Source organism: Brevundimonas sp. PAMC22021 (genome assembly GCF_019443405.1).
Taxonomy (GTDB): Bacteria; Pseudomonadota; Alphaproteobacteria; order Caulobacterales; family Caulobacteraceae; genus Brevundimonas.
On record NZ_CP080376.1, the window covers coordinates 203,038 to 216,978 of the forward strand.

Sequence of the window (13,941 nt, forward strand, 5' to 3'; positions counted from 1 at the left end):
GGGGCCGCGGAACCCGCGACCCCCTGATTGCTGATCGCGCGGCTTACTGGGCCGGCGGGGTGGTGGTCGTGCCGGTCGCCGGAGCCGTGGTCGCGGAGCCGGCCGGGGCGGTCGTGGTCGGCGCCATGGTCGAACCGTTGCTCATCGCGCCGTTGTTCATGGTGGTGGAGCCGGTCATGGCGCCGTTGGCGGGGGCGGCGCCGGCGGCCGAGGCGGCTTCGCCTGCGGCAGCGGCGGCGTCGGCGGCGGCCTGATCGGCGGTCGCGGCGGCGTCGGCGGCGGTGTCGGCGGCCGCAGCGGCGGTTTCGGCCTGCTCGTTGGCGGCGGACTCATTGTTGTTGCCGCAGGCGGCGAGCGCCAGGGCGGCGGCGGATGCGACGGCGAGAACGGTGAAGCGCATGGTTTCCTCCAGTGATTGTGACCGGGACGCGAAGTCCCAAGAGCAGACTAGCGCCGCCGCTCGCGCCGGAACAAGTCGGCGATCACGGCCGCGTGACCTCTGCACAATCCCCCAGCGGGCCGGCTGTTCCCCTGCGACGCCCTGCGTCACATGACCGCCGCCTACGGGATCAGGCGTCAGTGGGCGCCGCGTTCAACGCCTCTTCCATCTCGGCGAACGAGGGCTGAGCCGTCGAAGGGATGTCGCCCCGGCCGATCTCGACCGAGATTTGCGCCGCATTGCCGTGCAGGTGCGCGACCAGCACCGACTGGATGATCTTGTAGTAGGCGCCGTCCTGTTCGACGATGTCCTTCAAGCGCGTGGCGAACGGGCCGATCATGCCATAGGCCAGGAACACGCCCAGGAAGGTGCCGACCAGGGCGCCGCCGATCATGCCGCCCAGAACCTCCGGCGGCTCGGTGATCGAGCCCATGGTCTTGATGACGCCCAGCACGGCGATGACGATGCCCAGCGCCGGCAGGGCGTCGGCCATGTTCTGCAGCGCGTGAGCGCCGGCCTGGGCCTCGTGGTGGTGCTTCTCCAGCTGCTTTTCCATGGCGTCCTCGACTTGGTGCGGGTCTTCGAGGTTCATGGTCATCATGCGAAGCGTGTCGCAGATGAAGTCCACGGCGAAATGGTCCTTCAGCACCTTTGGATATTTCTGGAAGATTGCGGATTCCTTGGGCTTTTCGATATGGCTTTCCAGCGCCACCACGCCCTTTGACTTCATGGTCTTGGTCAGCTGGAACAGCAGCGACAACAGGTCCTTGTAGTCCTGCTTCTTCCACTTGTTGCCGCCAAAGATCTTGCCGAAGCCCCCCAGCGTCGCCTTGATCACGTCCATGCTGTTGGCGATCAGAAAGGCGGAAATGCCCGAGCCCAGGATGCCCATCAGCTCGAACGGCAGGGAGTGCAGGATCACCGCCATCTTGCCGCCGGCCAGCAGATAGCTGCCGAACACCATGCCGAACAGCATGACGATGCCGATGATCTGGAACATGACGGATGAGCTTCGACGCGTTGGAGAGGCGTCGAATATCGCCGTTAATGCTTAAGAGCGTCTTGCCGCTCGGGGCCTAGAGGCGCGTTTCGCCCGTCAGGATCGCCTTGTGCGCGGCCTGTGTCAGCTTGGCGTAGCCCTTTTCGGCGTGGCGGACATAGAGCTGCTCGACCTTGCCGGGCTGGAAGCCATCGGCCACCAGGTCCACGCGGCGATACTTGAAGGTGCCGGTGGTGTCGGCGTTCTTGATCAGGCGCACAAAGGCCGGTCGGGCATAGTGAGGCAACTGGGCGTCGACATAGGCCGAGAAGGCGGCCGGATCGAACTTGTCGTCCATCACCAGCGCCGCCATGCCGGCCTTGCCCTCATAGCCGACCACGGGCACGCCATAGACGATGGCCTCGGACACGCCGGGCGCTTCCGCCAGCCGTTGTTCGACCTCGATGGTGGAGACGTTCTCGCCCTTCCAGCGGAAGGTGTCGCCGATGCGGTCGACGAAGTAGAAATAGCCTTCCGCGTCCTGGCGCATCAGGTCGCCGGTGCGGAACCAGCGATCGCCCTTCTTGAACACGTCGGTCAGGATCTTCTTTTCCGAGGCCGCCTTGTCGGCATAGCCGGAAAAGTCGTGACGCACGTCCTGGCCGATCAGGCCGATGGCCTCGCCGACGGTTCCAAGCGGCGCAGGCCGGCACAGGCCGTCGGAGCCGCGCACCGGCTGTTCGGTGTCCAGATCGAATTCGACCAGGCGGATGTTGATCTGGCTCTTCAGCAGCTTGGGCACGCGGCCGATGGCGCCCTGCTTGCCGTCGAAGTTGAACAAGGAGACATTGCCCTCGGTCGAGCCGTAGAATTCCAGCACCCGGGGAATGGCGAACCGCTTCTGGAACTCGGGCCAGACGTCGGCGCGCAGGCCGTTGCCGAACACCAGCTTCAGCTTGTGATCGCGCTCGGCCTCGTTGGGCGGGCAGTTGACCAGGTAGCGGCACAGTTCGCCGATGTAGACGAACATGGTGGCGCCCGAGCTCTTCACGTCCGGCCAGAAGCTGGAAGCAGAGAACTTCTTGCGCAGCACCACGCGGCCGCCGTTCAGCAGGGCCGGACCGATTCCCACCAAGCCGCCGGTGGAATGGTACAGCGGGAGGCAGTTGAAGATGCGGTCGGTCTCGGTCGAGCCGGTGCAGCCGGCGAAGGCGCGCATATAGGTGCGGGCGCGCGAGTGCGGGATGCGGGCGGCCTTGGGCAGGCCGGTGGTGCCCGAGGTGTAGATGAACAGGGCGGTGTCGCGATTGGTCATGCCGTCGCGCCCGCTCTTGGCCGGACGCACGGAAGAGCCGCCCCGCACGGCCTTGTCGAGGCCGCGCCGCTCGGACGCCTCGTCGGCTTCCTTCAGGCCCAGCACCCACAGCATCAGGTTGCGATTGACGAACGGCCGGGCGTCCTCGACCGCGCGCCAGCAGTCCTCGTCGGCGACCACCTGGAAGGCGCCGGAGATGGTCAGGCAATGGCCCAGCGCCTGGCCGGTCAGATTGGTGTTGATCAGGGCGGTGGCGATGCCGACCTTGGAGAAGCCCATCCAGGCGGCGATGTATTCGACGCGGTTGGTCATCATCAGGGCGATGCAGTCGCCGCGCCGCAGGCCGCGACCCTTGGCCCAGTGGCCGTAGCGGTTCGCCATGCCGTCCAGGTCGCGATACGTCAGCGAGCGGTGCTCGTCCTCGATGGCGACATTGTCGGCGAACTTGTCGACCGCTTCCTCGAAGTCGTCGGGCAGCAGCACGGGGCTGTCGAGCTCGATGGGCTTGATGCGCTTCAGGAGCCGGCCGAGTCCGCTCGCAAACCGGATGTCGCGCCGGATGTTGGCCACCAGTCCCATGCCGCCTCGTCTCCCCGTGCGAGCGCCGGACGCGCCGCTGTTCGGTTCTGAATGAACAAGCCTCCGCACCGGGTCAACCGCGAGGCGAATCCGATGGGCTCATACGGCGTGGATTGTGATCGGCCGTGGCGCTATTGCGCCGGATGACCCTGCGTCAGGCAAGGGCGGACGCAGGATTTCCCCGGCGGATCAGCGCGACGGAGCGACGCGCCAGATCGTGTTTCCGACATCGTCCGCCACCAGCAGCGCGCCAGCCGCATCGAAGGCCACGCCCACCGGCCGCCCCATGGCCTTGCCTTCCGCGTTCAGAAAGCCGGTCAGGATGTCGCGCGGCGGACCTGCCGGCCGGCCGCCGGAGAAGGGCACGAAGATCACCTTGTAGCCCGTGCGCGGCGAGCGGTTCCACGATCCGTGCTGGCCGATGAAGACGCCGTCGCGCAGGGTCGCGGGCAGCAGCGATCCCTGGCTGAACGTGAGGCCCAGGGAGGCGGTGTGGGCGCCGAGCGCATAATCCGGGCGGAGGGCTCGCGCGACCATGGCCGGATCAGCGGGCGGGCGCCGATCGACGATCTGGCCCCAGTAGCTCCAGGGCCAGCCATAGAAGCCGCCGGGCTGCACCGCCGTCATATAGTCGGGGACAAGGTCGTGGCCGATCTCGTCGCGCTCGTTGACGGCGACCCACAACCGACCGTCCTGCGGGCTCCAGTCCATGCCGACCGGATTGCGAAGGCCCGAGGCGTAGACCCGACGCGCGCCCGTCTCCGGGTCGATCTCCAGGATGGCGGCGCGATCGACCTCTTCCTCCAGGCCGTATTCGCCGATGTTGGAGTTCGATCCGACCCCGACATAGAGGCGCGAGCCGCCCGGGCTGGCCACAAGGCTCTTGGTCCAGTGATGGTTGCGCCCGGCCGGCAGGTCCGCGACCTTGGTCGGGACGACGTCGATGCGGGTCTGCCCTGTACTGTAGGGGACCACGACCAGCGCATCGGCGTTGGCCACATAAAGACGATCGCCCACCAGCGCCATGCCGAACGGCGAGTGCAGGCCGGTCAGGAAGGGCGTCTTCAGTTCGGCCAGACCGTCGCCGTCGGCGTCGCGCAGCAGGGTGATGCGGTCGGGGCTGGGCACGCCCGCGCCGGCGCGATCCATGACCTTGTCCATGATCCATTCGCGCAGGCCCCGCCGAACGGTCTGCGGCGGCGCGGGCTTGTTGGTCTCGGCGACCAGCACGTCGCCGTTCGGCAGCCGATAAAGCCAGCGGGGATGATCCAGCCCCTGCGCGAAGGCTTGGACGCGCAAGCCCTCGGCCGCTGCCGGAGCGCCGCCGGAGGGCCATCCGACCGCCGGCGCGATCTTGATCGTCGGGATCAGCGCCTGTTGCGGCGGCGGCAACTGCGGATCGGACCCGAAGCCGGCGGTCACAGGCAGGCGCGACGGCCCCGCACAGGCGCCCAGCACAATCAGCGAAGCGACGGCGGCGAGGCGGGCGGCGAACATGGCGATCCTGTGAGCGGGCAAGGCCTGAGGGATCAAGGCGATCCGCTCCATCCTGTTCCTCTTGCGAGCGGGTCGCAAACGCCCCAACTTGTCGGCATGACCATCTTGCACAGCCATGCCGAAGTTCCGACCGCCCACGCCAGCCGTTATCTCCAGCAGCTGGCCAAGCACTGGGCGCACAAATTCCCCGTGGAGTTCACGCCCGAGGCGGGCCGCATCGACCTGCCGATGGGCGTCTGCCGCATGACCGCGTTGGACAACAGTCTGCGCGTCGATCTGGACGGCGCCGAGGACGCCGACATGGCTCGATTCCGCCAGGTGGTGGCCGAGCATCTGCAGCGGTTCGGCCATCGCGAGACCCTGGCGTTCGATTGGCGAGACTGACGCCTTCCTCCCCTTGAGCTTGGCCGTGCAGCAGCCATATTCAGGCGCGCGGCGAAGTGTCGCTTAGGGGGCGACGATGCCGGCGATCGAGATCGAGGGTCTGACCAAGACCTATGCGTCGGGCCTGCAGGCGCTGAAGCGCGTGGACCTGACCATCGAGAAGGGCGAAATCTTCGCGCTGCTGGGGCCGAACGGGGCGGGCAAGACCACGCTGATCTCCATTGTTTGCGGCATCGTCACGGCCAGCACGGGCCGCGTGGTCGCCGACGGTCACGACATCCGCAAGGACTTCCGCCAGGCACGGACCAGGATCGGCCTGGTGCCGCAGGAACTGACCACGGACGCTTTTGAGACGGTGCTGGCCACCGTCACCTTCAGCCGGGGCCTGTTCGGCAAGCCGGCGAACCCGGCCTTCATCGAGGGCGTGCTGAAGGACCTGTCGCTGTGGGACAAGCGCGACAGCAAGATCATGACCCTGTCGGGCGGCATGAAGCGGCGGGTGATGATCGCCAAGGCGCTGAGCCACGAGCCGGACATCCTGTTCCTGGACGAACCGACGGCGGGCGTGGACGTGGAGCTGCGACGCGACATGTGGGCCATGGTCCGGCGCCTGCGCGAACGCGGCGTCACCGTGATCCTGACCACCCACTACATCGAAGAGGCCGAGGAGATGGCCGACCGGGTGGGCGTGATCCTGAAGGGCGAGCTGATCCTGGTGGAGGACAAGATCACCCTGATGAAGAAGCTGGGCAAGAAGACCCTGACGCTGAACCTGGTCGAGCCGCTGGACGCCGTGCCGCCCGAACTGGCGCAATGGGACCTGAACCTGCGCAACGAAGGACAGGAGCTGGAGTACGCCTTTGACGCCCAGGCCGAGGACACGGGCGTGCCGGCCCTGATCCGTCGGCTGGAAGGTCTCGGCATTGCCTTCAAGGACCTGAACACCCGGCAGAGCTCGCTGGAGGACATCTTCGTCAGCCTTGTGCATGGCGACAAGACGGAGGCGGCGGCGTGATCGGCTTCAATGGAAGAGGCGTCTGGGCGATCTATCGCTTCGAGATGGCGCGGGCGCTGCGGACCCTGTGGCAGAGCGTGGCGACGCCGGTGATCACCACGGCGCTGTATTTCGTGGTGTTCGGCTCGGCGATCGGCGGGCGGATGCAGGAGGTGGACGGCATCGCCTACGGCGCCTTCATCGTGCCCGGCCTGATCATGCTGAGCCTGTTCACCCAGTCGATCTTCAATGCCTCGTTCGGCATCTATTTCCCCAAGTTCACGGGGACCATCTACGAGATCCTGTCGGCGCCGGTGTCGTCGCTGGAGATCGTCATGGCCTATGTGGGCGCGGCGGCGACCAAGTCGGCGATCCTGGGGTTGGTCATCCTGGCCACAGCTGGGTTCTTCGTGCCGCTGCAGGTGCTGCACCCGGTGTGGATGCTGGGCTTCCTGATCCTGGTGTCGCTGACCTTCAGCCTGTTCGGCTTTATCATCGGCGTGTGGGCCAATGGGTTCGAGCAGCTGAACTTCATTCCCATGCTGATCGTGACGCCGCTTACGTTCCTGGGCGGGGCCTTCTACTCGATCGACATGCTGCCGCCGGCGTGGCGGGCGATCACCTTGTTCAACCCGGTCGTGTATCTGATCTCCGGCTTCCGCTGGACCTTCTACGGGCAGGGCGACGTGTCGATCGGCGTCAGCCTTCTGGCGACGCTGGGCTTCTTCGCCGTCTGCCTGGCGGTGGTGATGTGGATGTTCAAGACGGGCTATCGCCTCAAGGCGTGAGCCCCGCCACGAAACCGGCCAGATCGCGCGCGAGTTGAAGCTCCATGTCCGAAGACAAGCGTCCCCCGTCGTCCGAGCCCGAACCCTTTGCCCGCAAGTCGGTGCAGTGGGGACGCATGCCTCAGGCGACCTTTCATGCCGGACCCCTGCCTCAGCCCGCGCGCCAGCCGGGCCCGCCCGCCGGCTTCAAGCCGCTGACGCCGCCGAAGCCGCCCGAGCCGAGCCAGGCTCAAGCGCAGACCCAGCCGCGGCCGGCGCCGCCGACAGGCGCGCCTTCGCCTCGGCCATCGGCTGGCGTGTTCGGCGGCTCACTGGTTCCGCAGAAGCGCCCGCAAGCGCCGACAAGCCTGCCGCCCGTCGCGGCTCCGCCCGCACCGCCCTCTCAGGGCGCCGCCGCACCCGATCTGCAGGTGCGGCCCCTGCCGGGCGCCCCCGCGTCGGCGTCCACGCCCTTGGCCACGGCCAAGCCGGCCCTGACGCCGGCGGCCAACACGCCCGTGCAGCCCTTGCCGCGCGCCCCGATCACCGCGCCGTCTGCGGGACCGGCGGTCCCGGCCGCGACCGGCGCAGCCCGGTCCGAACCTTCCGGCGCGGCTTCCAGGGCTCAGGCGGGCGCGGCTTCACCCGCAAGGCCGTTGTCAGAGACGATCGCGCCTGCTGTCACCCCCGTGTCGGCGCGCAAGCCGACCAACGCCTCGCGCCTGCCGCTGTATGCGGGCGCGGCTGTCGCGGCCCTCCTGGTCATCGGCGGCGGCGTTTGGCTGGCGACGCGGACAGGCGCGCCCGAGCCCGTGGCCTCCAGCATCGCGCCGCCTGTCACGTCTTCGCCTGCCGTGACGCCGACCTTGCCGCCCGAGCCCGTAGCTGCGGATGAGGCGCCGGCCGTCGCGCAGAACCCGTCCAACGCGCCGGCGGCGACGCCTCGCCCTGCGACCGCTTCCGCGAACCCGCCTGCGGCCGATGTGCGCTCGCCGACGCCCGCGCCTGCGGCCGTCCCTACGCCTCGGCCCTCGCCCCCGGCGGCCTCCGGCACGACGCCGCGCGTCATTCAGCCGGCGCCGGAGGGGATCGTCACGCCGCCGATCATCGATCCGGTTCCGCCGCCGCCCGTGGTGACGGTCACGCCCGCGCCCACTCCGGCTCCGACCGCCGCGCGGCCGCAAAGCAGCGACCCGAACGCGCCGGTGGTCACGCGGCCTCAGCCGCTGGACTGATCCGGCCGTTCAGGCGGTGCGGATCACCCCGCCCGAAGCCTGCACCGGCCAGGGTGTCAGCCGCCCGCCGGCGCACGGTCCGCCGGTGCAGGCGCCGGAGAGGGGATCGAACACCGCCCCGTGCCACCCGCACAGGATCAGCGACCCGTCGGGCGTCAGATAGCGGTCCAGCTCAACCGCCAGAGGGAAGCCTGCGTGCGGGCAGCGATCGACCCAGCCGGCGACCTGTCCGTCCTTGTGCACCACGAAGCCGTGGAAATAGGCCTCGCCGATCTGCAGCACGAAGCCGCGCGAGCCGGGGTCGGCGATGTCGCTCTCGGCGCACAGGGCGACGCCCGGCGGCGTTTTCCAGACCCGAGCGCGTTCGGCGGGGACCGCTTCGCTCACGCGCGCTCGGCCTTGAGGGGGCGGGACAGCAGGGCTTCGATCGCCGCATCCACGGTGGTTTCGCCGGCCAGAAGGGCGGCGGTGGTCGTGGCGATCGGCATGTCGATGTCGAGACGGCCGACGAGTTCCCGCACCGCCGGCGCGCTCTCATAGCCTTCCGCCACAGTGCGCTTGCCGGCCAGCGCCTGCTGTACCGTTTGGCCCTGACCCAGCGCCAGGCCGAGGCTCATGTTGCGCGACTGCGGGCTGGAGCAGGTCAGCACCAGGTCGCCCAAACCGCACAGGCCGTTCACCGTCTCGGCCTCTCCGCCCAGCGCCACGCACAGGCGGGTCATCTCCGCAAAGCCCCGCGTGATCAGGGCGGCGTGGGCGCTGCGGCCCAGCTGTCGGCCCTCCACCACGCCGCAGGCGATGGCGAGCACGTTCTTCAGGGCCCCGCCGGCCTCGGCGCCGACGATGTCGGTGGCCAGATAGGGCCGGAAACCCGGCGCCGACAGGGTGTTCAGCAGGGCCTCGCCCAGCTCCGCGTCGGCGCAGGCCAGGGTCACGGCCGTCGGCAGGCCGCGCGACACCTCGCCCGCGAAGCTGGGACCCGACAGAACGGCGGCGGGCGCATCCGGCAGGGTCTCGGCCAGCACCTCGGTCATCAGCTTCAGCGAGCCGCGCTCCACCCCCTTGGAACAGAGGACAACAGGCACGCCCGCGCGGTGGGCGGGAGCGAAGGCGGTAAGAGTGGCGCGCATGTGCTGCGCCGGGGGCACGGCCAGGATCAGGTCGCAGTCCGACAGATCCGCCATGTCGGCGGTGAAGCGCATCTCGGGAGCCAGCGACACGCCGGGCAGATAGGGTTCGTTCAGCCGCGTCTCGCGCATCGCCTCGACCAGGGCCGGCTCGCGCGCCTGCAGCAGGGTGTCGAGGCCCGCGCGCACGCAGACCTGGGCCAGGGCGGTTCCCCAGGCGCCGGCGCCGATCACTCCGACCGTGCGAAAGCTCATGCCGTCTCCTGATGCTGGCCGGGTCACGCCTTGGCGCCCTTGCGGCCGGGCCGGTGCGAAGGATCGGACAGGGCGCGCGCCTCGTCCAGCGGCCATCGCGGACGCGCCGGCGCATCGATGTCCGACGTCAGCCCCAGCGCCAGCCGCTCGGCCCCCGCCAGCGCGATCATGGCGGCGTTGTCGGTGCAGTAGGCCATGGGCGGCGCCAGGAAGTCGAAGCCAAGCCGCGCCGCCACGCCTTCCAGCGTCGCGCGGATCGTCCTGTTCGCCGCCACACCGCCCGCCACCACAAACAGCTTTCCGCTTCCTAACGCCTCGCGCGCGGCGCTCGGCTGCTTGAGGACCTCAAACCGTTCCGCATAGGCCTGCATCGCCCGCTCGGACCGCTCCGCCAGCTGCCGGGCGATGGCGGCCTGGACGGCAGCGGCGAGATCGGCCTTGTCGCGGTCCGTTTCGCAGGTCTGGGCGATGCGGAAGGCGGCGGTCTTCAGCCCGGAGAAAGAGAAGTCGCAATCCTTGCGGCCGAGCAGGGCGCGCGGCAGTTCGTAGCGCGCCGGATCTCCCGACGCCGCCAGCCGCTCCAGCGCCGGCCCGCCCGGATAGCCGAGACCCAGCGCCTTGGCGATCTTGTCGAACGCCTCGCCCGCCGCATCGTCGATGGTGGCGCCCAGCCGCGAGACCTCGCCGATCCCGCGCACCTCCAGGAGCTGGCAGTGCCCGCCCGAGACCAGCAGCAGCAGGAAGGGATAGGCGATCTCCGCCCCCAGCCGCGCCGACACCGCATGGCCCTCCAGGTGGTTGACCGCGATCAGCGGCAGGCCGCGCGCCAGGCTGACGGCCTTGCCGAACCCCAGCCCCACCATGACCCCGCCGACCAGCCCCGGCCCCGCGGTCGCGGCCACGCCGTCCAGCCCCTCGTATCCCAGGCCCGCCTGATCCATCGCCCGGCGGGTGACGCCGGCGATCATCTCGACGTGGCTGCGGGCCGCGATCTCGGGCACCACACCGCCGTAGGCCGCATGGTCGTCGATCTGGCTGTGCACCACGGACGACAGCACCTCGGCTCGCCCGCCCTTGTCACTGCGCGTCAGGCGCACGACGGAGGCTGCGGTCTCGTCGCAGCTGGTCTCCAGCCCCAGCACGGTCAGGGGGCGGACGGTCTGCGCCGTTGCCGCCCGCGCGTCGCTGCTATAGTCCGCGTGCAACTCCATGGGGTCGAGGTAGCGGCCCGCCTGCTCGCGCGCAACGTCCTATGACCTTCCCCCTCCGCATCGGCACCCGGCGATCCCGGCTGGCGCTGGCCCAGTCCGGCATGATGCAGCGCGCGATCGCTCGGGCTCTGGGCGTGCCGGACGATGAAGTCGAGACGGCCGTGCCGCTGGTCGAGATCGTCACCACCGGCGACCGGGTGCAGGATCGCCGCCTGCTGGAGATCGGCGGCAAGGCGCTGTTCACCAAGGAGATCGAGGAGGCGCTGCTGGACGGCCGCGTTGACCTGGCCGTGCATTCGATGAAGGACGTTCCGGCCGACCAGCCGGAGGGCCTGTGCGTCGCCGCCGTGCCAGAACGCGAGGACGCCCGCGACGCCTTTGTCAGCACCCGCTTCGAGACGTTCGACGATCTGCCGGCCGGCGCCCGCGTCGGCACCGCCAGCCTCAGACGCCAGGCCCAGGCGCTGGCGCAGCGACCGGACCTCAAGATCGAGATGCTGCGCGGCAATGTCGATACCCGCCTGCGGCGCGAGGCCGAGGGGGACTTCGACGCCATCTTTCTGGCCTGTTCGGGGCTGAACCGGCTGGGCTTCTCGGCCGCGATCCGAGAGCCGCTGTCGCTGGACCGCTTCCTGCCGGCGCCAGGGCAGGGGGCGCTGGCGCTGCAGACCCGCGCCGAGGATCGAAACAGCGCCTGGGCCGCCGCGCTGAACCACGCCCCCACCGCCCTGACGGTCGCCGCCGAACGCGGCGCCATGCGCACGCTCGAGGGCTCGTGCCGCACCGCCATCGGCGCTCACGGAACCCTGGGCGAGGGGCACATGCGGCTGACGGTCGAGATGCTGAGCCCCGACGGCTCGGCCCGCTGGCGCCGCTCGGGCGAACTGTTCGACGTCTCGGCCGAGGATGCGGAACAGGCCGCCTGCCGCCTGGGCGAACAGCTGGGCGCCGAGGTCAAGGCCATGGCCGGCGACCAGCAGGTCGATCCTTCCACCCTGGACGGATGAGCCCGGAGGCGCCCCGCGTCTGGGTCACGCGCGCCGAGCCGGGCGCAGGCCGAACGGCCGCCCGGCTGCGGGAGCTCGGCTGCCAGCCGATCGTCGCGCCGGTGCTGAAGATCGAGCGGATCAACGGGGTGCCGATCGACCTCGACGGCGTCGCCGCCCTCGCCTTCACCAGCATCAACGGCGTCTCGGCCTTTGCGGCCCTCAGCAACCGTCGGGACCGGCCCGCCTTCTGCGTCGGCGACGCCACCGCCGAGGCGGCGCGGCAGGTCGGGTTCGCAGACGTCTGCTCGGCTTCCGGCGACGTGGAGGCGCTCGGCCGGCTGATCGCCGCGGCCGAACTGCCGGGCATGGTGCTGGCCCCCGGCGCCGAGCAGCCGGCCGGCGACCTCGGGGCCTACGTCGGAGGCTCAACCCCGGTCCGTCGCCTGGTCGTCTATCGCACGATCGAAACGTCCGTCGCGCCGCCCTCATGCGACGCCGTGCTGATCCATTCGCCCCGCGCGGGCTGCGTCCTGCGCCCGCTGATCGAGGCTATGCCTGAAAGGCCGTTCGCCGTCGCCATCTCCCCAGCCGCCGCCCGCCCGCTCGCCGACCTCCTCTCCTGCGCCATCGCCGACCGCCCCGACGAGACGGCCCTGCTCGCCGCCTTGCTGGCGACCCTTGGCAAGCCGCTCCCGCCCGTATAAAGAGCCCCTCTCGCGCGGGTCCCGACCCGCCGCACCGGGCCGCTTTAGCTCAGCCGGTAGAGCACCTCATTCGTAATGAGGGGGTCGCGTGTTCGAGTCACGCAAGCGGCACCACCTTTTTCCTGAAGACATGATTCGCCGGCGGGGCGTGCGTCGGCGCGCGTGGCGAACGCTCGGGCGCCGCGATCCTGCGTCTGCGACTTGAAGATATAAGCATATCTTTATATGTCTTTCCGCCTGATCGCTGACAGGAGCCTTCCTTGGCCGCTCGTTCGTCCTTTTACTTCACTTCCGAAAGCGTTTCCGAAGGCCATCCCGACAAGGTCGCGGATCGCATCTCGGACACCGTTGTCGACGCCTTCCTGGCACAGGACCCCGAAGCGCGCGTGGCGTGCGAGACGCTGGTTACCACCCAGCGCATCGTGCTGGCCGGCGAGGTGCGCGCCACCCAGCCCGGCAACACCAAGGAACAGAACGAGGCTTTCACTCAGAGCATCATCGACAGCCTGGAGCCGCTGGTACGGGCGGCGGTGAAGGACATCGGCTACGAGCAGGACGGCTTCCACTGGGAAACGGCAGAGTACGCCTGCTATCTGCACGCCCAGTCGGCCGACATCGCCGTGGGCGTCGACTCGACCAACGAAAAGGACGAGGGCGCGGGCGACCAGGGCATCATGTTCGGCTATGCGTCGAACGAGACGCCCGAGCTGATGCCGGCGACCCTGGCCTATAGCCACAACATCCTGAAGCGGCTGGCCGAGGTGCGCCACGCGGGCGGCGCCATCCTGGAGCCGGACGCCAAGAGCCAGGTGACCATCCAGTACGAAAACGGCAAGCCGGTGCGCGCGACCTCGATCGTGCTGTCGACGCAGCATGCGGCGGGCAAGGCCAGCGATGTGGCCGCGGTGGTCAAGCCCTACATCCTTGAAGTGCTGCCCGAAGGCTTCACCGACGAGAACACCGTCTGGCACATCAATCCGACCGGCATCTTCGAGATCGGCGGACCGGACGGCGACACCGGCCTGACCGGCCGCAAGATCATCGTGGACACCTACGGCGGTGCGGCCCCGCACGGCGGCGGCGCCTTCTCGGGCAAGGACCCGACCAAGGTGGACCGCTCGGCCGCCTATGCCGCGCGCTACCTGGCCAAGAACGTGGTGGCCGCGGGCTTGGCGGATCGCTGCACCATCCAGCTGAGCTACGCCATCGGCGTGGCCCAGCCGCAGTCGGTCCACGTCGATCTGCACGGCACGGGCAAGATCGACGAAAGGGTGCTGGAGCGCGAACTGCCGGCCATGATCGGCGGGGCCACGCCGCGCGCGATCCGCGAGCACTTGAGCCTCAACAAGCCGATCTACGCCCGCACCACCGCCTACGGCCACTTCGGCCGCGAGCCGGAGGCCGACGGCGGCTTCAGCTGGGAAAAGACTGATCTTGTCGATCGGCTGAGGGCGCTGGCCTGATCG

The 13,941-nt window shown here is 69.3% G+C and carries 14 protein-coding genes and 1 tRNA gene; 8 read left to right on the forward strand and 7 right to left on the reverse strand.

The window, feature by feature from the left end:
- Window positions 1–43 precede the first annotated feature (43 nt).
- The 4 genes from KY493_RS00895 to KY493_RS00910 all read right to left on the reverse strand — a co-directional run bounded on the left by KY493_RS00895 (window position 44) and on the right by KY493_RS00910 (window position 4,809).
- Complete coding sequence (locus KY493_RS00895; protein WP_219897140.1) at window positions 44–400, reverse strand: hypothetical protein; 357 nt, start codon at window positions 398–400, stop codon at window positions 44–46.
- Window positions 401–569: 169 nt separating this feature from the next.
- Window positions 570–1,439 carry a flagellar motor stator protein MotA gene (motA, locus tag KY493_RS00900; protein WP_219897141.1) on the reverse strand — a complete coding sequence of 290 codons (870 nt, stop codon included), beginning with the start codon at window positions 1,437–1,439 and terminating at the stop codon, window positions 570–572.
- A 76-nt stretch (window positions 1,440–1,515) separates the two neighbouring features.
- A complete protein-coding gene (locus KY493_RS00905; protein ID WP_219897142.1) occupies window positions 1,516–3,312 on the reverse strand; it encodes a long-chain-acyl-CoA synthetase in 1,797 nt (598 codons plus the stop codon).
- A 189-nt stretch (window positions 3,313–3,501) separates the two neighbouring features.
- Window positions 3,502–4,809, reverse strand: coding sequence for a sorbosone dehydrogenase family protein (locus KY493_RS00910; protein ID WP_219898243.1), 1,308 nt, complete (start codon window positions 4,807–4,809; stop codon window positions 3,502–3,504).
- Between the two features lie 96 nt (window positions 4,810–4,905).
- On the opposite strand from KY493_RS00910, the gene KY493_RS00915 reads away from it, so the two are divergent.
- From KY493_RS00915 to KY493_RS00930, 4 genes are all read left to right on the forward strand, one after another.
- Window positions 4,906–5,193, forward strand: coding sequence for a DUF2218 domain-containing protein (locus tag KY493_RS00915; protein ID WP_219897143.1), 288 nt, complete (start codon window positions 4,906–4,908; stop codon window positions 5,191–5,193).
- Window positions 5,194–5,269: 76 nt separating this feature from the next.
- Window positions 5,270–6,208 (forward strand): ABC transporter ATP-binding protein, encoded by a 939-nt coding sequence (locus KY493_RS00920; RefSeq protein ID WP_219897144.1) that lies wholly within the window; start codon window positions 5,270–5,272, stop codon window positions 6,206–6,208.
- Window positions 6,208–6,975 carry an ABC transporter permease gene (locus tag KY493_RS00925; RefSeq protein WP_219898244.1) on the forward strand — a complete coding sequence of 256 codons (768 nt, stop codon included), beginning with the start codon at window positions 6,208–6,210 and terminating at the stop codon, window positions 6,973–6,975. Before KY493_RS00920 ends, KY493_RS00925 begins: the two co-directional genes overlap by 1 nt.
- A 44-nt stretch (window positions 6,976–7,019) precedes the next feature.
- Window positions 7,020–8,189 carry a hypothetical protein gene (locus KY493_RS00930; RefSeq protein ID WP_219897145.1) on the forward strand — a complete coding sequence of 390 codons (1,170 nt, stop codon included), beginning with the start codon at window positions 7,020–7,022 and terminating at the stop codon, window positions 8,187–8,189.
- A gap of 9 nt (window positions 8,190–8,198) precedes the next feature.
- Here KY493_RS00930 and KY493_RS00935 read toward each other — a convergent pair whose 3' ends face one another.
- Genes KY493_RS00935 through tsaD form a run of 3 tightly spaced genes read right to left on the reverse strand, consistent with a single transcriptional unit; the run spans window position 8,199 to window position 10,782 of the window.
- Window positions 8,199–8,576, reverse strand: a complete 378-nt coding sequence (locus KY493_RS00935) for a Rieske (2Fe-2S) protein (RefSeq protein WP_219897146.1) — start codon at window positions 8,574–8,576, stop codon at window positions 8,199–8,201.
- Window positions 8,573–9,571, reverse strand: a complete 999-nt coding sequence (locus KY493_RS00940) for an NAD(P)H-dependent glycerol-3-phosphate dehydrogenase (protein ID WP_219897147.1) — start codon at window positions 9,569–9,571, stop codon at window positions 8,573–8,575. Before KY493_RS00940 ends, KY493_RS00935 begins: the two co-directional genes overlap by 4 nt.
- Window positions 9,572–9,594: 23 nt before the next feature.
- Window positions 9,595–10,782 carry a tRNA (adenosine(37)-N6)-threonylcarbamoyltransferase complex transferase subunit TsaD gene (gene tsaD / locus KY493_RS00945; RefSeq protein WP_219897148.1) on the reverse strand — a complete coding sequence of 396 codons (1,188 nt, stop codon included), beginning with the start codon at window positions 10,780–10,782 and terminating at the stop codon, window positions 9,595–9,597.
- 41 nt (window positions 10,783–10,823) lie between these two features.
- Here tsaD and hemC point away from each other — a divergent pair, with 41 nt between their 5' ends.
- The 4 genes from hemC to metK all read left to right on the forward strand — a co-directional run bounded on the left by hemC (window position 10,824) and on the right by metK (window position 13,938).
- A complete protein-coding gene (hemC, locus tag KY493_RS00950) occupies window positions 10,824–11,789 on the forward strand; it encodes a hydroxymethylbilane synthase (protein WP_219897149.1) in 966 nt (321 codons plus the stop codon).
- Entirely contained in the window at window positions 11,786–12,475 is a 690-nt protein-coding gene (locus KY493_RS00955) for a uroporphyrinogen-III synthase (protein ID WP_219897150.1), read from the forward strand. Before hemC ends, KY493_RS00955 begins: the two co-directional genes overlap by 4 nt.
- A gap of 38 nt (window positions 12,476–12,513) precedes the next feature.
- Window positions 12,514–12,589, forward strand: a tRNA-Thr gene (locus KY493_RS00960).
- Window positions 12,590–12,735: 146 nt separating this feature from the next.
- Complete coding sequence (gene metK, locus KY493_RS00965) at window positions 12,736–13,938, forward strand: methionine adenosyltransferase (protein WP_219897151.1); 1,203 nt, start codon at window positions 12,736–12,738, stop codon at window positions 13,936–13,938.
- Window positions 13,939–13,941 lie beyond the last annotated feature (3 nt).